Consider the following 18,683-nt stretch of genomic DNA (forward strand, 5'->3'; position numbering starts at 1 on the left):
TATTGGTTTGGTTGAAACCCTCGAGGATTTTGGTACGCAAGGCTCAAAACCTACACATCCCGAATTGCTTGATTATTTGAGCCTAAAGTTTCGAGATGATTACAAATGGCAGCCTAAAGCCATCATCAAGTATATTGTGATGTCGGCAACTTATCAGCAATCTTCTATCAGTAGCGAAAGTTTGACTGAAAAAGACCCGCAAAACCGTTATTTTGCTCATGGCCCTCGTGTCAGAATGACTGCCGAAATGGTAAGAGACCAAACATTGGCAATTAGTGGACTGTTGAGTAAAAAAATGTACGGAAAACCAGTCATGCCTTACCAACCTGATGGTGTTTGGCAAGCGGTAAATAGTAATTTGAATTATAAACAAAGTGAAGGAGAAGACCAATATCGCCGAGCAATTTATTCTTTTGCACGTCGCACTGGGCCTTATCCACAGCAAGTAACTTTCGATGCTCCAAGTAGAGAAATTTGTACGCAGCGACGCATTCGCACCAATACACCTTTGCAGGCTTTGCAATTGCTCAACGACCCTGTTTTTATTGAAGCATCCAAAAATTTAGCTATTCTAATGAAAAAAAATGCTAAAACTGCCGAAGAACAAATAAAATGGGGCTATCAGCAAATTTTTATTCACGAAATTTCCAATAAAAATTTAGCTTCTTTGGTGCGATTGTATGAAGTTTCAATGCAAAAGTTTAAGGCAAAGCCTGTCAATGCCAAAGAGTTTTTGAAAGGAGGCAAACCAGATTTAGAAGCTGCCGCTTTGACTGTTGTTGCCAATACGATGATAAATTTAGATGAGTTTGTAACGAAAGAGTAGGGGAGTAAAGCTCTCAAAGAGAAGATTTAGTTTAGATAAATTAGGAATGTTTTTTACACAAATAAAAAATGAATAACATTTTTCAAGAAGCAAGCGACGCACATTTGCATGATATGAAACGTCGGCATTTTCTAAAACAATGCTCAACGGGCTTGGGCATGATGGCTTTGGGTTCGCTCACGGGTTGCTTTGGCAATAAAGCCAATCCATTGACAGGCAATCCTTTAATGCCAAAATTGCCTCATTTTGCTTCAAAAGCCAAGAGTGTCATTTATTTGCACATGGCTGGTTCGCCCTCGCAATTGGAAATGTTTGACTATAAGCCCGAACTCGAAAAATGGAATGGCAAAGAATGTCCGCAAGAATATTTAGAAGGGAAAACTTTTGCGTTCATTCGTGGCGTTCCTAAAATGCTTGGCCCTCAAGGGAAATTCAAGCAAAATGGACAATCGGCAGCATGGATTTCTGACTATTTGCCATTTTTTCAGAACATGGCAGACGAGGTTACCTTCCTAAAAGCCATGCACACCGACCAGTTTAATCATGCTCCAGCACAGCTACTGATGCAAACGGGCAGTCCACGTTTGGGAAGACCAGGCATGGGAGCTTGGGCAACTTATGGTTTGGGTTCAGAAAATCAAAATTTGCCGGGGTATATTGTTTTGACCTCTGGTGGTAAATACCCCGAAGGAGGAAAAAGTATTTGGGGAAGTGGGTTTTTACCTTCAGTTTATCAAGGTGTGCAATGTCGCTCAAATGGCGAACCTGTACTTTATGTCAATAATCCGCAAGGAATTAGTCGAGATTTACGCCGTGAAGCCATCAATACCATCAACGAAATCAATCAAAGGCAATACGATGAGTTTCAAGACCCCGAAATTCTGACTCGAATTTCGCAGTATGAACTGGCATTTAATATGCAAATGACCGTTCCCGAAACAATGGATATGTCGAAAGAACCAGCTTATATTCATCAACTTTATGGCACAACTCCTGGGCAAGCATCTTTTGCTAATAATTGCCTTTTAGCAAGAAAATTAGTCGAAGATGGCGTAAGATTTGTGCAATTATATGACTGGGGTTGGGATATGCACGGTTCAAATAAAACAGAATCTATCGAAGGGGCTTTGTGGGATAAATGCCGACAAACCGACCAAGCTATGTCGGGTTTATTATTAGATTTAAAACAAAGAGGTTTGCTCGAAGAAACCTTGGTTGTTTGGGGAGGAGAATTTGGACGAACACCCATGCAAGAAAACCGTGATAACAAACCTGCCCCTTTCCTCGGACGAGACCACCACGTAGAGGCTTACACGATGTGGATGGCTGGCGGAGGCATCAAAAAAGGATTTACTCACGGCGAAACTGACGAAATCGGGTATTATGGAATCAAAGGAAAAACACACGTACACGACCTGCAAGCTACGATTTTGAACCAATTAGGTCTTGACCATGAGAAATTGACCTACCAGTTTCAAGGTCGTCCATTTAGGCTAACCGATGTGGCTGGAAAGGTAATTAAGGAGGTGATTGCATAGAAATATTCGCTCATTGGCTCATTATTTTCCCCTATATTTGCAAGAATTCTTTTGCATTGAAAATTCTATTTCCTGAAAATGAAAAAACTACTCGCATTAATTACCTTTTCTTGCTCAATTCTAATTTCAACAGCCCAAAAATGGGAACATATTTCGAGCGAAGATAGTGCAATTCCACTTTCTTGGAAAACTACTCAACAAACTGCTTCTTTAATTTTAGATATCGACAATGATGGCATTGATGAATTTGTGATGTGCGGTCGAGGGCAAACCCCATCTATTATTTATTTCAAATTCGACCGTGCAATCGGTTGGCGAGAATTTGTTGTAGAGAAAGAACTTCTGCCCATTGACGCAGGAGGAACTTTTTATGATATTGATAATGATGGAGATAAAGATTTAATTTTTGGTGGAGATAGTCAAAGTAATAAAATTTGGTGGTGGGAAAACCCAGTTCCATTTTTCAATCCAAATGTGCCTTGGGCAAGACATGATATTAAAAATGAAGGAGAAACAAATAATCATGAACTTGTTTTTGGTGATTTCAAGCAAATTGGGAAAGCTCAATTAGCTTTTTGGAATAATGGAGCAAACACACTTTTTATTTCTAATATTCCAGAGGATACAAAGAAAGGAAAATGGATTTTTGAGCCAATTTTTTCGCCAGAAGGAAATATCAAAAATATGGAAGGTTGTACCGCAGCCGACGTGGATGGAGATGGAAATAAAGATTTAGTAGCAGGAAATTATTGGTTTAAATATGTTGATGGAAAATTTAAAGCAACCAAAGTAGGAAAGGATGCAGGAAGAGTAGTTGCGGCAAAATTTAGAGCGGGAAAGAAAATGCAACTCTTATATACTTCGGATAATAAAAATGGTCGCTTGATGCTCTATGAATGTACTGGAAGTGCTGAAGCTTCGGAGAATTGGAAAGCTAAAGACTTGATAGGTAGAGATTTAATTCATGCTCAAACACTCGAAGTAAACGACATAAATGATGATGGAAACTTGGATATTTTTTGTGCAGAAATGGTAAAGTGGAATGAGAAAGAACCAAAAGATGATAATCCAAATGCCGAAGCATTTATACTTTATGGCGATGGAAAAGGTGGATTTACGAAAACAACTTTCCAAAAAGGAATTGATTTTCACGAAGGACGAGTTGCCGACATTGATGGCGACGGTGATTTGGATATTATCTCAAAATCATATAATTGGCACGCACCGCATCTCGAAATGTGGTTGCAAAATGGCACAGGCGAACGCCAACCAAATATCAGTAAAGTATTAAGCGACCGTATCGGACTTGAGTTGTATAGCCTACGAGATTATTTTAAAACAGATGTGCAAGGAACGCTTGCCTACGTTAAAAGTTTAGGAATAACAGAAGTAGAAGTAGCAGGAACTTATGGCATGAAAACTGAAGATTTCAAAATAGAATTAGACAAAGCAGGGCTAAAACCGTATAGTACACTTTTGGATTTTAACCTTTTTCGAGATAGCCTTGATAAAGTTGTTGCTACTTGTAAGGCTTTGGGTATCAAATATGCTGGTACAGCATGGATTCCGCACGTAGGCAATAAATTTGAGCGTGAAGATGCCGACAAAGCCATCAAAGTTTTCAATAAAGCAGGTGAAACTTTGGCAAAATCAGGTATTCATTTTTATTATCATTGTCATGGTTTTGAGTTTAAACCAAGCGAAGAAGGTACGCTTTTCGACTATATGGTTCAGAAAACCAATGCCGAAAATGTCAGTTATGAGTGTGATGTGTATTGGGCATTTCATGGCGGACAAGACCCTGCTTTATTGCTGAAAAAACATAAAGGTCGTTTCGTAGCTTTGCACATCAAAGATATGAAAATTGGTCAAGAAACGGGTGAATTGACTGGTGGAACACCATTAACTTCTGATGTTGCGGTAGGGACTGGGCAATTAGATTTCAAAAAAATATTACGAGCTGCTATGCAAACAGGTGTGAAATTTTATTATATTGAAGATGAAAATGTTGATGTAAAACAACATTTGCCAATTTCATTACGACATTTGAGAAGCTTAAAATGACCTATATTTTTCATCTCCCTATCAGAGTCGTTGCCGAAGACATTGACGAGCTAAATCATGTGAATAATATCATTTATTTGCGTTATGTGCAAGATGCTGCGATTGGACATTGGAAAACTGTACCACAAGAAATTGCTTCGCAGATAATTTGGGTAGCACGCAGACACGAAATAGATTATCTAAAACCCGCTTTTCTGGGCGAAGATTTGGTCGTAAAAACTTGGGTCGATAGTTTCGTAGGTGTAAAAAGCGAGCGTCATTGTGAAATCATGCGAGGAAATGAAATTTTAGCTCGTTCTGTTACGCATTGGATTGCACTTGATGCACAAACTTTTCGCCCCAAACGCATTACCGAAGAAATCGTCAATCAATTTTTTCCTGAATCAAAATAAAAGATTCTTCAAATATTAGCCAAAAGTCTAACAAAATAGCTCTAATTTTGCCAAAATGACTTGAAAAGCAAGCCTATGAATACAACATTGACGTTTAGATTGGCAACAAAAGACGACCTTTTCGATATTGTTCTTATGCTTTTGGATGACACGCTTGGAGCTTCGAGAGAAAAAATAGAAAAAACGCTTCCCGAAAGCTATTTTAAAGCCTTTGAAAAGATAGCATCTGATCCCAATCAAGAATTAACCGTCGTTGAAATGAATGGTGTCAAAGTAGCAACTTTTCAGCTAACATTTATACAATATTTGACATATCAGGGTGGACTAAGGGGACAGATTGAGGCGGTTCGCACAAATTCAAAATACCGAGGGCAAGGAATTGGTAAAAAAGTATTTGAATATGCAATCAATCGCTCGAAAGAAAAAGGATGTCATTTGGTACAACTTGCGACCGACAAAAAAAGACCAGATGCTATTCGATTTTATGAATCATTAGGTTTTGTGACATCGCATGAAGGGATGAAACTTAAATTAGATTATTGAAGTATAATATTAAATTATGTAGGAGTTAGATTGAGCTTTAAATAATAGGATGATTATTCACTCACTATATTATTCACTCATTCGCTCATTGAAACACTCTTAAAAGTATAATAATGGGACTTTTTGACTTTTTTAGCAAGGAAAAAAAAGAAACGCTTGACAAAGGCTTAGAAAAAACAAAAACCAACATTTTTGATAAAATCTCACGGGTAATTGTTGGAAAATCGAAGGTTGATGAGGAGGTTTTAGACGAATTAGAAGAAATTTTGATTAGTTCAGATGTTGGGGTTGAAACAACTGTAAAAATTATTCGTCGAATTGAGGCACGAGTGGAACGAGATAAATATACAAATGTTCAAGAATTAGACCAAATATTAAGAGAAGAAGTGGCAGAGTTATTATCAGAAAATAACTCACACGACATAAAAGCGAGTGGCATTCCGTATAGCTACGAAACAGAGCATTTACCAAAACCCTATGTGCTTTTGGTTGTTGGAGTAAATGGCGTTGGAAAAACTACCACAATTGGCAAATTAGCTCATCAATTTCATAAACGTGGTAAGAAAGTTGTATTAGGTGCAGCAGATACTTTTAGGGCGGCTGCCGTTGACCAACTCAAACTTTGGGGAGAAAGGGTAGGCGTGCCAGTAATCGAACACGGTATGAACACCGACCCTTCGGCTGTTGCCTTTGATACCGTAAAAAAGGGAATGGAAATGGGTGCAGATATAATCATTATTGATACTGCTGGGCGTTTGCATACGAAAGTAAATTTGATGAACGAATTGGGAAAAATTAAACGAGTAGTTCAGAAATTCCTACCCGAAGCTCCACACGAAGTAATGTTAGTTTTAGACGGAAGCACAGGGCAAAATGCAGTTATTCAAGCAAGAGAGTTTACGAAAGTAACAGAAATAAATTCTTTGACGATTACCAAATTAGACGGAACAGCTAAAGGTGGTGTAGTTATTGGTATCTCCGACGAATTCAAGATTCCTGTAAAATATATAGGTGTAGGCGAAAAAATGGATGATTTGCAGGTTTTTAACAAAATGGAATTTGTAGATTCATTATTTAAGAAGTAGTTTTTTTTTAATTGCGTTTTTTAGTCGAAATCATGTCATTGTAATTAAAAAAAGCCATTTTAGACAAAAAAAGACATGTGTTCTTGCATAAAAAACGAATATACCCTATATTTGTACTATTATTACTAAAGAAGAAAGATCCAATATTACATACAGAATATCCGTTTCCTACTTACGTATATTCTTGCTAAAATACCATTCCATCATCATCACTATACGTTGATTATGGAATGGTTTTTTATTATAAATAACTCATTATCAATAAGTTATGTACTTATTTAAAATTATTCTAAATTACGTTAATTTATAAAAAAAATTACAAAACCTGTTTGATGCAAAGCAATCGTGCCGTAGTTTTGCAGTCTGAAAAAGTAGGCGTACTACATTATATATATAAGTATGATTCGTAAATTTTATAAATCAGTTTTAGCAATTGCCTTTGTTGCAAGCATTTCTTTTAGCAACGCAATAGCACAAGACAAACCCGCCGAAGCTGCAGTAGCTACTACTCCAGCAGCAGCACCCGCAGTAGCCGATGGTGATGTAACCAAAGGTGAAGGCTTATTTAAAAACAACTGTGCTCAATGTCATGCTGTTACAGCTGATGTTATAGTAGGTCCAGGTTTGAAAGGTATTGAAGAACGCCGTGATTATGCTTGGTTGAAAAGTTGGATAAACAACCCAATGGGTGTAATAGGCAGCGGAGATAAATATGCCAATGAGCTTTATTTGAAGTATAATAAAACTCAAATGACAGCTTTTGCAAACTTCGGAGACCCAGAAGTAAAAGCAGTTTTGGCTTATATCAAATCGGCAAATGTTGTTGCGGCTCCAGTTGTAGGTGCAGCAGTGGCTTCTTCGGCATCAGCCGAAACAGGCGGTGGAAAATTTGTTAATACCATCTTGGTTGCTCTTTTAGTAATCATGGGTTTGGTTTTGGTAGCTTTATTAGGAATCTTGAAATTACTTAATAAATTATCAGGTGGAGAAACGGTTGCAACCGAAACTTCGTTTGTTCAAAATCTTCAAGCAAGCTTCAAAAATATTGCTTCTAATAAAACAGTTCGCTCGGCAATCGTTTGGGTGTTTATTTTATTAGCTTCAAAAGCAACTTTCGATGGTATGTATGGCATTGGTGTACATCAAGGTTATGCACCCAAGCAACCAATCAATTTCTCGCACAAGCTACATGCAGGCGAAATGAAAATCAATTGTGCTTATTGCCACACGGGTGTTTACAAAGGAAAACAATCAGGTATTCCTTCAGCAAACATTTGTATGAACTGCCACAATGCAATCAAGCGTGAGTCGCCTGAAATTCAAAAGATTTATTCAGCCATCGAAAATAATAAGCCAATTGAGTGGGTACGTGTTCATAACTTACCAGATTTGGCGTATTTCAACCACGCACAACACACAAACGTTGGTGGTTTAGAATGTAAAAACTGTCACGGTGAAATCGAAAAGATGGAAGTTGTTCAACAACGTTCAACACTGACAATGGGTTGGTGTATTGATTGTCACCGTAAGTCAGAAGTGAATGGCAAAGACAATGGCTACTATACTAAATTGATGGAAGCCCACAGTTTAGTAAGCAAAGGTGCTATGAAAGTACAAGATAATGGTGGTTTAGAATGTGCTAAATGTCACTATTAAGAACTACTTTTATCAAGTAGTTTAGAAAAAGAACTTAATCGTATAAATATTAAAGAGTCCTCTCAAGGATTTATAGGGTACTATGGAGAATACTACTAAAAAGTATTGGAAAGGGGTTGAGGAGTTGAAAAACGACATTGGATTTGTAAAAAATGCCAATCGTGAATTTAATTTAGACGAAATTGAAAATGACGAGTCCGTTCAACGCCGTGATTTCTTAAAGGTATTGGGCTTTGGATTGGCAGCAGTTTCTTTGGCGGCTTGCGATGCTCCAGTTCGTAAAGCAATTCCATATCTTAATAAACCTGAAAGTGTTGAGCCAGGCATTCCTAACTGGTATGCTTCAACATACGCAGAAGGTGGCGATTATTGCAGTATTTTAGTAAAAACCCGTGAAGGTCGCCCGATTAAGATTGAAGGTAATAAATTATCAAGTATTACTAAAGGTGGCGTAAGTGCAAGAGTTCACGCGTCTGTTTTGAGCCTTTATGACAACGAAAAGCTGAAAGCTCCTCAAAAAGGAAGTGCAGATATTAAGTGGGAAGACCTTGACAAAGAAGTAATTGCAGGATTAGCCAAAGGTGGTAATATTCGCATTGTTTCAAATTCAATTCTTTCTCCAACTACAAAAAAAGTAATTGCAGATTTTTCTTCAAAATATCCAACTGCCAAATTAGTAACTTATGATGCAAACTCTGCATCAGGTTTAATTCAAGCAAATGCCGAATCTTTCGGTCAAGCAGTAGTTCCTTCATACGATTTTAGTAAAGCAAGTGTAATCGTAGGTATTAATGCCGATTTCTTAGGTACTTGGATTTCTCCTGTAACTTTCTCAAAACAATGGGCAGAAACTCGTAAACTAAGTAGTGGGAAAAATGGCAAACGTGTAATGTCACGTCATTACCAATATGAAACTGGAATGACAATCACTGGTGCATCTGCCGATTATCGTGGCATGATGAAACCTTCGCAAGAAGGAGCAGTGGTAGCCGCATTATACAATAAAGTTGCAGCAGCATTGGGTGGAAAAGCAATTGCAGCTTCTGCAGTTGAAACTCAAAATATAGATAAATGTGCCAAAGACCTTGTAGCAGCAAAAGGAGCAGCTTTAGTTGTATCGGGCTCTAACGACCCAGCAATTCAAACTATCGTTAATGCCTTAAATAGTTTACTTGGAAGTTATGGCTCAACAATAGATTTAGGTACTCCTGTAAATTACCGTCAAGGTAATGATGCTGAAATGACAGCATTTATCAATGAAGCAAAAGCAGGACAAGTGAGCTCAGCTATTTTCTTGTCAAATCCAGTTTATGACCACGCAAGAGGTGCTGAATTAGGAGAAGCTTTGAGTAAAGTAGCATTGTCGGTTTCATTTGCCGACCGTGCAGACGAAACAGCTTCAAAATGTAAATATATTGCTCCAGCTCCTCATTATTTAGAGTCTTGGAACGACGCAGAGCCAAAGAAAGGTTTCTACTCTTTGACTCAACCAACTATCTCATTGATTTTCAATACTCGTCAAGCACAATCAAGCCTTTTGACTTGGACTGGTGCAAACAGCGATTATCAAGCATATTTGAAGTCGAACTGGACGAAAAATATCCTTAGCGGAAAATCGTGGGTACAAGCATTGCACGATGGTGTTTACGAACCAAACGAAAATGCAGTAGCTTCGGGTGCTTCTTTCAATGGTAATTTAGAAAGTGCAGCAGCTTCTATTGCAAAAGTAAAAGGTTCGGGAATCGAAGTTGGCATTTATGAATCAGTTGCTATCGGAACTGGCATACAAGCAAACAACCCCTGGTTACAAGAATTACCAGACCCAATCTCAAAAGTTACTTGGGAAAATGTGATTGCTGTTTCACAAAAAACAGCTACTGAATTAGGAATTGCACAAGGTGATATTGTAAATGTAACCGTAGGAGGTAAAAAGTTAGTAGGTTTAGGCAAAGACATGGAGGGTGGTGTGCCTGTTTTGATTCAACCAGGTCAAGCGATCGGTACAATTTCAATAGCTTTGGGTTATGGTCGTACTGCGGCAGGAAAATCTGGTGCTGTTGGTGGAAATGTTTACCCTTGGGTTTCTAATGGTCAATTTTGGGCAAATGATGCTAAAATAGAAAAAATAAAAGATAATTATACCTTAGCTCAAACACAAACACATAGCACTATCATGGGTCGTACGGCAGTCGTACAAGAATCTGTTTTGGGTGAATATGTGGATAATGTAAAAGCAGGACGTTTTGAGCCAAAAATCGAAACATCAGAAGGCGAGAAAAGCCCTTACCAAATCACCCTTTGGAACGGGCACGAAAAGAAAAACCACAGTTGGGGAATGATTATTGACCTCAATAGCTGTACAGGTTGTGGTTCGTGTTTAGTAAGTTGTCAAGCAGAAAATAACGTTTCAGTAGTAGGAAAAGCCGAAGTTGCTCGTGCAAGAGAAATGCACTGGATTCGCATTGACCGTTATTATAGCTCTGAAATGGAGCATGACGAAGCACTAGAAAAATTAGGGCCAATCTCAGGTTTCAAAGCATTAGAAATTGCTGCTGAAAATCCAGAAGTTGTATTCCAACCAATGATGTGTCAGCACTGTTCAAATGCTCCATGCGAAACAGTTTGCCCAGTTTTAGCTACTACTCATAGCTCGGAAGGATTAAATCAAATGACTTATAACCGTTGTATCGGTACTCGTTATTGTGCCAACAACTGTCCATATAAAGTGCGTCGTTTCAACTGGTTCAAGTATTTTGAAAACGACAATTTTGATTTTCACATGAATAACGACTTAGGTCGTATGGTGTTAAATCCAGACGTAACCGTTCGTTCACGTGGCGTAATCGAAAAATGTTCAATGTGTGTGCAACGTATTCAAGCTGGTAAATTGACTGCCAAAAAAGAACGTCGCCGTCCAGTAGATGGAGAAATCGTAACAGCTTGTTCGCAATCTTGTCCTACCAATGCAATCACTTTTGGAGATATGCTTGATTCAGAATCAGCTATCTCAAAAATGTTAGAAGAAGAAAAAGAAGGACGTGCATTTAATGTCTTAGAAGAAATTAACGTAAGACCACAGTTGAGTTATTTGACCAAGATTCGTAACAAAGATGGTGTTGTAAAAAAAGTTGAAGCAAAAGTAGAACACAAAGAGCATTCATAATTCTGAAAGTAGTTTGGTGTAATGCCATAAATTATAGATTATAATAAATATAAAAAACTATGCACGTAGTTTCACCAATAAGAGAAACGTTAGTAATGGGAGGCAAAACCTACCATGACGTAACAGAAGACATTTGCAGACATGTTGAAAGTAAACCGACTAGAGAGTGGAAAATCGTGTTTGGAATATCGGTGCTTGTACTACTTTATGGTACAGCTTGGGTATTTTGGACATGGTGGGAAGGTCTGGGCGTATGGGGTTTGAATAAAACTGTAGGCTGGGCATGGGATATCACTAACTTCGTATGGTGGGTTGGTATTGGTCATGCAGGTACACTTATTTCTGCCGTTTTGTTGTTATTCCGTCAAAAATGGAGAACATCAATCAACCGTGCAGCAGAAGCAATGACAATTTTCGCCGTAATTTGTGCCGCTTCATTCATCGTGATGCACATGGGTCGCCCGTGGTTAGCTTATTTTGCTTTGCCATTACCAAATACTTTTGGCTCTTTGTGGGTAAATTTTAACTCACCATTAGTATGGGACGTTTTTGCAATCTCGACTTATTTCTCAGTATCATGTTTATTCTGGTACATTGGTCTAATTCCTGACTTAGCAACTATCCGTGATCGTGCAACTGGTATGCGTAAGAAAGTTTATGGAGCATTGGCTCTTGGCTGGACAGGTGGAGCTAAAGCTTGGGCAAGATATGAGGACGTTTCATTGATTTTGGCAGGACTTTCTACCCCACTTGTACTTTCTGTACACACAATTGTATCTTTTGACTTTGCTACTTCGGTAATTCCAGGTTGGCACACGACAATTTTCCCCCCATATTTTGTAGCGGGTGCTATTTTCTCTGGTTTTGCAATGGTTCAAAACTTGATGTTAGTTACAAGAGTTGTTTATAAATTAGAAGATTACGTAACACTTGAGCATATTTCGTTGATGAATAAAATCATCACACTAACGGGTTCGGTGGTTGGTATCGCTTATATTACAGAGTTTTTCATGGCGGCATATTCAGGAGTTGAATATGAGCAGTATGCCTTCATCAACCGTATGGCTGGTCCTCTTTGGTGGTCTTATGCAGCAATGATGACTTGTAACGTACTTTCTCCACAATTATTTTGGTTCAAGAAAATTCGTGAAAACATTCTTGTATCATTCGTAATGGCCGTAATTGTGAATATTGGTATGTGGTTTGAGCGTTTTGTAATCATCGTAACATCACTTCACCGTGATTATTTACCATCGAGTTGGGCATATTTTACGCCACGTTTGGGCGATATTTCGGATTATATTTTCTCATTTGGATTTTTCTTTACCGCTTTCTTCTTGTTTTCTAAATTCTTGCCTGTAATAAATATGGCAGAAGTAAAATCGGTATTAAAATCATCTTCTGAAAAATATCCAGAAAAGAAAAAAGTAACAGCATAATTAAGGATTTTTATAACCATTATTTAGAAATGGCAGATAGCAAATATTTAGTAGGTGTTTTTGACGATAGTGATGAAATACTTCATGCTGTTGAAGACGTAAGACATCAAGGTGTCAAAATTCATGAAGTTTATACCCCTTTTGCTATTCATGGAATGGATAAGGCATTAGGATATAGCTATCCAAGAATGGGAGTTTCAGCCTTTTTGTTTGGTATAACAGGTACTTGTTGTGCATTATTACTTACATTTTGGACAATGGGTGTTGACTGGCCTATCAATGTTGGGGGCAAAAACTTTTTTCCATTTCCAACTAACGTGCCAATTGTTTTTGAATTAACAGTTCTTTTAGCATCATTTGGTATGGCATTTACTTTCTTTTTTATGGAAGGAATGGGACCAACTGCAAAACCAATTATTTTTGATGTAAGAAGTACAGACGATAAGTTTATTATGGCTATTGATTTGGCAAATAATAAACTTTCAGAAAGCGATATTTCAAAAATATTGAAAGGCTCAGGTGCTTTGGAAGTAAATGTAAAAGAAGTATAAATAACAGTTTTTTAACGAACTGTACAAGATAAAAAATCAAATAAAACATGGAAGATTGCCGAGGTAAATCATCAAAGATTTGCTTTATCATTCGACACTAATTTGTTTTCAAATGAAGTTTTCATTCAAAAATATCACATTTGTAGTAGCAGCAGCAACATTTTCGTTAGCTGCATTAACTTCTTGTGGTGATAATAATAGCACAGGTTGGGAGTTCGCTCCAAATATGTATAATTCTCGTGCTTATGAGCCATTGACTCAGTGGCGAGCAAATACCATCAATTCAGATGGTAAAGATATGCGTTCACCAGTAGCTGGTACAGTTTCACGTGCCAACTATCATACTTCGTTTTTGCAAGATGATAGCACAACTATCAACGATTTGATGGAATACAACTTGCCAAAAGATAGTATTGCAGTAGCTGAAGTTACTTTGAAAAATCCAATTCCATGGTCAGATAAAGTGGAGGAAGAAGGTAAAGTGCTTTACGAAAGAAACTGTCAGCATTGTCATGGAGAAAAAGGTGCTGGCGATGGTGAGGTAGGTAAGGTTTATAAAGGCGTGCCAAACTATGCTTCTGATGCGTATAAAAATATGAATGATGGTCATGTTTTCCATGTGATTACTTTCGGAAAGGGTCGTATGTGGTCGCACGCATCACAAGTAAACCCAGAAGAACGTTGGAAAATTGTTCACTATGTACATAGATTGCAATTAGGAAACTAAGGAAGTCGAAATGTCCTTAAAAAAGAGATTTGGAAATAATTAAAACCTCATCTTCAACTTTTCTCCACAAGTGAAAAGAGTTCAAGTCCTCCGCAGCGGCGTATCATTGCTGTTCAGTGGATTTAGGTGAGATTCAACAAGATATTTTATTATTAACTCCCCTTCAATCGGGGGTTCAAATTCAAAAAAAATGGCTCATAATACTCACGAAATTCCTTCAACAGAAGAAAGATTTGAGTTTACATCTGAAACTAAACGTAAACTACTAATTGCGTCCTTAATAGGAGTTGCAATGGTTGCAATAGGTGCGTTTCTATTGTCAAAAGGTTGGTCAATTGGTGTCTGGGAATCACATAGTGCAGAACATGCAGCTGGTGGACACGAGGCAGCAGGCGAACATGGTGCTACTTTGTTTAGCCGAATCATTGCCAATATTTGGATGAACAGTGTTTACTTTCTTGGAATTTCGGTTGTTGGAGCATTCTTTATGTCATATAATTATGTGGCAAAATCTGGTTGGTATGTGGCCATCAAACGTGTAGCTGAAGCTTTTCCTTCATTTATTATTGTTCCAGGAGCAATTTTGTTAATTTTATTAGCAATTCCTTCAACACGCCATGTAGTTATGCACTGGACGCACGAAGGAATAATGGACCCTACGAGCGAACATTATGATAAAATTATTGCAGGAAAATCTTGGTACTTAAATCTGCCATTTTTCTTTGTACGTTTGATTGCTTATATAGCAGTATGGTATTTGGGTTGGAAAGCAATGCGTAAATATTCACTATTAGAAGACCAAATAGAAGGAACCGAGAATTATTATAAAAGTCGTAATGTTTCTAAACTATTTTTACTATTTTTTGCAGTAACATCTTCAACTTCTGCATGGGATTTATCGTTGTCTATTGATACACACTGGTTTTCAACTATGTTTGGGTGGTATCACCTAGCAAGTTGGCACGTAGCAGGTTTAGCGGCAATGATGTTAGCGATTTTATATTTGAAAGATCAAGGATATTTGAAAGCAGTTAATGCAAGCCACTTGCAGGATTTAGGAAAATTAATCTTTGGCTTTTCAGTCTTTTGGACTTATGTATGGTTTTCACAATATTTATTGATTTTCTACGCTAATCTTCCAGAAGAAACTATTTATTTCCGTGAGAGATTTACAGGCTTTAGTGGAAGATATTGGTGGCCTTTTCATATAAGTTTAGTTTTGAATTTCTTTTTTCCATTATTAATTTTAATGGCAAGAAATTCAAAAAGAAGTTCAACTTTCTTGAAACTGGCTTGTTGGGCAATTCTTATAGGACATTGGTTTGATTTTTATCAAATGCACATGCCAGGAATAGCTAAAGACCAAGGTGGTATTGGTATCATTGAGTGGGGAACAACATTGACATTTGCTTCGTTGTTTATTTACTTCGTAGCAAATGAATTATCAAAGGCAAATCTTTACCCTAAGAATCACCCATTCTTAGAAGAAAGTTTGCACCACGATATTTAATTTCTTAAAACATTTTTATTAAACATTGTTTTATATAATTACGTGAAGTAGCATATAAACTTGTAAATTTTCAGAAAATGACTTTATTAATTGTAGCTTTATCTATTGTGTTTCTTGCTTTAACTATAATGGTTATTTCAAAAACACAAACGCTCTTAAAAGGCGTGAAGGGAGTGTCGGAAGAAAATGATGATGTGGTAGACAGTGCCAACGATATGAATGGTATCGGTTTAGCTATCTTCTGGATTCTGAGTGTAGTGGGTATGATTTGGTCGTTTAATTATGCTAAAAAAGACTTTCTAATGGCCTTTGGAGATATTCCAACAGCATCCTCGGTTCACGGAAAAGAAACTGACTATTGGTTTTGGTTCGGAATGGCAGTAATCACAATTTCATTTGTTGTAGTAAATTCAGTGCTTTTCTATTTCCCGTTTAAATACCGATATAATAAAAATCGTAAAGCACATTTTTACCCACATAATAATACACTTGAAGTTGTTTGGACATTGATTCCAGCAGTCGTAATGGCAGGTTTAGTATTTACTGGATTAAGAGTATGGAACAAAGTAATGTCGGATGCTCCAAAAGACGCTGAAATTATTGAGATAATGGGTAAGCAATTCGGATGGCAAGTAAGATACGGTGGCGTTGAAAATGGAAAATTGGGTAACTACAATTATAAATTAATCAATGATGCCGAAGGAAATGAGTTTGGTCTTGATTTTACTGACGAAAATTCATTCGATGATTTTACAAGTAATACCGAAATGCACATCCCAAAAGGTAAGCCTGTATTATTGAAAATCAGAGCGAGAGATGTATTGCATAGTGTATTTATTCCTCACATGAGAGTGAAAATGGATGCTGTGCCGGGTATGCCTACCAAGTTTTGGTTTATTCCAGACAAAAGTACCGCAGATATGCGTGCAGAATTGGGTAATCCAGATTTCAAATATGAGATTGCTTGCACTGAGGTTTGTGGTCGTAGCCATTTTGCGATGAAACTAATTTTGGTAGTAGATGAGCCAGCAGAATACGAAAAATGGAAAAAAGAACAGAAATCTTTATTGGCTTCAAAGCCTGAGTTTTTAGAAAAAGTTCCTGAAAATTTGAAAGCAAAAGCCATGAAGTATTTTCCTACGGAGGCTTCTTCTGATAGTACAACAGCTTCGGCAACAGGTACTTTACCAACAGTTGCGAAACTAAGATAATATTTTAATCTATAAAATTCTTAAATTTAATTATACAGATGGCAGCAGTAGCACACGCAGATACTCATGTTGATGAACATGATGAAGCACACGAGCATCACGAGCTGAGTTTTATCAGAAAATACATTTTTTCTGAAGACCATAAAGTAATTGCTAAACAATATTTGATTTCAGGTATTGTCTGGGCATTAATTGGTGGTTTTTTATCATTGGTTTTTCGCTTGCAATTAGGCTTTCCTGGCATTGATATGAGTGTTTTAAAACCAATTTTGGGAGAAAGATGGTTTGACGAAACAGGTAAATTAGACCCCAATTATTATATTGCACTTGTTACGATGCACGGAACAATCATGGTGTTCTTTGTACTAACTGCAGGTTTGAGTGGTACTTTTTCTAACTTCCTCATTCCCTTGCAAGTAGGAGCGAGAGATATGGCATCAGGTTTTATCAATATGTTGTCATATTGGTTCTTCTTTATTTCAAGTGTCATCATGTTCTGTTCATTATTTGTGCAAGATGGTCCAGCAGGTGGTGGTTGGGTTGTTTATCCTCCATTAAGTGCATTGCCAGATGCTGCTCCAGGTTCGGGAACAGGTATGACAATGTGGTTAGTCAGTATGGCAATATTTATTGTATCAAGTTTATTGGGTAGTATAAACTATGTAACAACTGTAATAAACTTGCGTACAAGAGGCATGACTTTTGATAAAATGCCACTTACAATTTGGGCATTTACATTTACAGCTATATTAGGAATCCTTTCATTCCCAGTATTATTTTCAGCAGCTTTGTTATTGATATTTGACCGTAGTTTTGGTACAAGTTTCTATTTGTCAGATATATATATTAATGGACAAGCATTACCAAACCAAGGTGGTAGTCCGATATTATTCCAACATTTATTTTGGTTCTTAGGACACCCAGAGGTTTATATCGTAATCTTACCAGCATTAGGTATGACTTCTGAAATCATTGCAACAAACTCACGCAAGCCAATTTTTGGTTATAAAGCGATGATTTTCTCAATGTTGGGTATTATGTTCTTAGCATTTATAGTTTGGGCTCACCACATGTTCATGACAGGTATGAATCCATTCTTAGGGTCGGTATTTATGCTTTTAACTTTAATTATCGCAGTACCATCAGCGGTAAAGGCCTTTAATTATATTACAACAATGTGGCGTGGAAATATCATATTTACACCAGCAATGTTGTTTTCGATTGGCCTAGTATCATTTTTTGTGTCTGGTGGAGTTACAGGTATTATACTTGGAAACAGTGCCTTGGATATTCAATTACACGATACATACTTTGTTGTTGCTCACTTTCACTTGGTGATGGGTTCGGCTGCGTTCTTCGGAATGGTGGCAGGTGTATATCATTGGTTTCCAAAAATGTTTGGACGAATGATGAATCCAACCTTAGCTTATATTCACTTTTGGGTAACATTTGCAGGCGTTTATTTAGTATTCTTCCCGCAACATTATTTAGGTATAGCAGGTTTTCCAAGAAGATATTATGCTTATACAGGCTTTGATTTTACAAATAAATACCAAGATTTGGCAGAATTAAGCACTATTGCAGCAATTGTTGTTTTTGCAGCAAACTTAGTTTTCTTGTATAACTTCTTCTACTCTATTTTTTGGGGTAAAAAAGCACCACAAAATCCTTGGAGGTCGAATACTTTGGAGTGGACAACGCCAATAAATCCTGGGCATGGAAACTGGGTTGGAGAAATTCCAGCAGTATACCGTTGGCCTTATGATTACAGCAAACCAGGTGCAGCAGAAGATTTTATTCCTCAAAATGTGCCATTCTCTGAGACACCCGAATCAAATTTTCCTTATGAAACGGAATTGATTAAGGACGAAAAAGAGATTGAAAATATTAAGTTTAATTATAATATACCTGATTAATTAGATGAAAGAAATTCGAGGTTCGATATTTGGTTTATCAAACATCGAACCTCAAATATCGA

Annotated in this window: 14 protein-coding genes; all 14 read left to right on the top strand. The window is 37.3% G+C overall.

The window, feature by feature from the left end:
- Positions 1–826: DUF1553 domain-containing protein (locus ACH2CJ_RS01710; protein WP_394990344.1), on the top strand; the 826-nt coding region annotated here is incomplete at its 5' end.
- Positions 827–894: 68 nt separating this feature from the next.
- Positions 895–2,364 (top strand): DUF1501 domain-containing protein, encoded by a 1,470-nt coding sequence (locus tag ACH2CJ_RS01715; RefSeq protein WP_394990345.1) that lies wholly within the window; start codon positions 895–897, stop codon positions 2,362–2,364.
- A 78-nt stretch (positions 2,365–2,442) separates the two neighbouring features.
- Complete coding sequence (locus ACH2CJ_RS01720; RefSeq protein ID WP_394990346.1) at positions 2,443–4,428, top strand: FG-GAP-like repeat-containing protein; 1,986 nt, start codon at positions 2,443–2,445, stop codon at positions 4,426–4,428.
- Positions 4,425–4,820 carry an acyl-CoA thioesterase gene (locus ACH2CJ_RS01725; RefSeq protein WP_394990347.1) on the top strand — a complete coding sequence of 132 codons (396 nt, stop codon included), beginning with the start codon at positions 4,425–4,427 and terminating at the stop codon, positions 4,818–4,820. Before ACH2CJ_RS01720 ends, ACH2CJ_RS01725 begins: the two co-directional genes overlap by 4 nt.
- 75 nt (positions 4,821–4,895) lie before the next feature.
- Positions 4,896–5,363, top strand: a complete 468-nt coding sequence (locus ACH2CJ_RS01730; protein ID WP_394990348.1) for a GNAT family N-acetyltransferase — start codon at positions 4,896–4,898, stop codon at positions 5,361–5,363.
- A 113-nt stretch (positions 5,364–5,476) separates the two neighbouring features.
- Positions 5,477–6,448, top strand: coding sequence for a signal recognition particle-docking protein FtsY (gene ftsY, locus ACH2CJ_RS01735; RefSeq protein ID WP_394990349.1), 972 nt, complete (start codon positions 5,477–5,479; stop codon positions 6,446–6,448).
- 399 nt (positions 6,449–6,847) lie between these two features.
- The gene (locus ACH2CJ_RS01740; RefSeq protein ID WP_394990350.1) at positions 6,848–8,104 is read left to right on the top strand and encodes a c-type cytochrome; all 1,257 of its coding nucleotides are present in this window, start codon (positions 6,848–6,850) and stop codon (positions 8,102–8,104) included.
- A gap of 82 nt (positions 8,105–8,186) precedes the next feature.
- A complete protein-coding gene (locus tag ACH2CJ_RS01745; protein ID WP_394990351.1) occupies positions 8,187–11,267 on the top strand; it encodes a TAT-variant-translocated molybdopterin oxidoreductase in 3,081 nt (1,026 codons plus the stop codon).
- A 59-nt stretch (positions 11,268–11,326) separates the two neighbouring features.
- On the top strand, positions 11,327–12,706 hold the full coding sequence (gene nrfD, locus ACH2CJ_RS01750) for an NrfD/PsrC family molybdoenzyme membrane anchor subunit (protein ID WP_394990352.1): 1,380 nt from the start codon (positions 11,327–11,329) through the stop codon (positions 12,704–12,706).
- Between the two features lie 29 nt (positions 12,707–12,735).
- Positions 12,736–13,257, top strand: coding sequence for a DUF3341 domain-containing protein (locus tag ACH2CJ_RS01755; protein WP_394990353.1), 522 nt, complete (start codon positions 12,736–12,738; stop codon positions 13,255–13,257).
- A 112-nt stretch (positions 13,258–13,369) separates the two neighbouring features.
- Positions 13,370–13,984 carry a c-type cytochrome gene (locus ACH2CJ_RS01760; protein WP_394990354.1) on the top strand — a complete coding sequence of 205 codons (615 nt, stop codon included), beginning with the start codon at positions 13,370–13,372 and terminating at the stop codon, positions 13,982–13,984.
- A gap of 190 nt (positions 13,985–14,174) precedes the next feature.
- The gene (locus ACH2CJ_RS01765; RefSeq protein WP_394990355.1) at positions 14,175–15,494 is read left to right on the top strand and encodes a quinol:cytochrome C oxidoreductase; all 1,320 of its coding nucleotides are present in this window, start codon (positions 14,175–14,177) and stop codon (positions 15,492–15,494) included.
- Positions 15,495–15,571: 77 nt separating this feature from the next.
- Positions 15,572–16,705, top strand: a complete 1,134-nt coding sequence (locus tag ACH2CJ_RS01770; RefSeq protein ID WP_394990356.1) for a cytochrome c oxidase subunit II — start codon at positions 15,572–15,574, stop codon at positions 16,703–16,705.
- A gap of 38 nt (positions 16,706–16,743) precedes the next feature.
- On the top strand, positions 16,744–18,621 hold the full coding sequence (locus ACH2CJ_RS01775; RefSeq protein WP_394990357.1) for a cbb3-type cytochrome c oxidase subunit I: 1,878 nt from the start codon (positions 16,744–16,746) through the stop codon (positions 18,619–18,621).
- Positions 18,622–18,683 lie beyond the last annotated feature (62 nt).

Origin of the sequence: Emticicia sp. (genome assembly GCF_043780375.1) — a bacterium.
In the GTDB taxonomy this organism is placed as follows: Bacteria; Bacteroidota; Bacteroidia; order Cytophagales; family Spirosomataceae; genus Emticicia.

Bases quoted from the DNA above. Each gene is read 5' to 3' on its own strand.
- ftsY (WP_394990349.1), top strand. From the start codon at position 5,477: ATGGGACTTTTTGACTTTTTTAGCAAGGAAAAAAAAGAAACGCTTGAC.
- ACH2CJ_RS01730 (WP_394990348.1), top strand. From the start codon at position 4,896: ATGAATACAACATTGACGTTTAGATTGGCAACAAAAGACGACCTTTTC.
- nrfD (WP_394990352.1), top strand. From the start codon at position 11,327: ATGCACGTAGTTTCACCAATAAGAGAAACGTTAGTAATGGGAGGCAAA.
- ACH2CJ_RS01740 (WP_394990350.1), top strand. From the start codon at position 6,848: ATGATTCGTAAATTTTATAAATCAGTTTTAGCAATTGCCTTTGTTGCA.
- ACH2CJ_RS01765 (WP_394990355.1), top strand. From the start codon at position 14,175: ATGGCTCATAATACTCACGAAATTCCTTCAACAGAAGAAAGATTTGAG.
- ACH2CJ_RS01760 (WP_394990354.1), top strand. From the start codon at position 13,370: ATGAAGTTTTCATTCAAAAATATCACATTTGTAGTAGCAGCAGCAACA.
- ACH2CJ_RS01725 (WP_394990347.1), top strand. From the start codon at position 4,425: ATGACCTATATTTTTCATCTCCCTATCAGAGTCGTTGCCGAAGACATT.
- ACH2CJ_RS01715 (WP_394990345.1), top strand. From the start codon at position 895: ATGAATAACATTTTTCAAGAAGCAAGCGACGCACATTTGCATGATATG.
- ACH2CJ_RS01720 (WP_394990346.1), top strand. From the start codon at position 2,443: ATGAAAAAACTACTCGCATTAATTACCTTTTCTTGCTCAATTCTAATT.
- ACH2CJ_RS01745 (WP_394990351.1), top strand. From the start codon at position 8,187: ATGGAGAATACTACTAAAAAGTATTGGAAAGGGGTTGAGGAGTTGAAA.
- ACH2CJ_RS01775 (WP_394990357.1), top strand. From the start codon at position 16,744: ATGGCAGCAGTAGCACACGCAGATACTCATGTTGATGAACATGATGAA.
- ACH2CJ_RS01770 (WP_394990356.1), top strand. From the start codon at position 15,572: ATGACTTTATTAATTGTAGCTTTATCTATTGTGTTTCTTGCTTTAACT.
- ACH2CJ_RS01755 (WP_394990353.1), top strand. From the start codon at position 12,736: ATGGCAGATAGCAAATATTTAGTAGGTGTTTTTGACGATAGTGATGAA.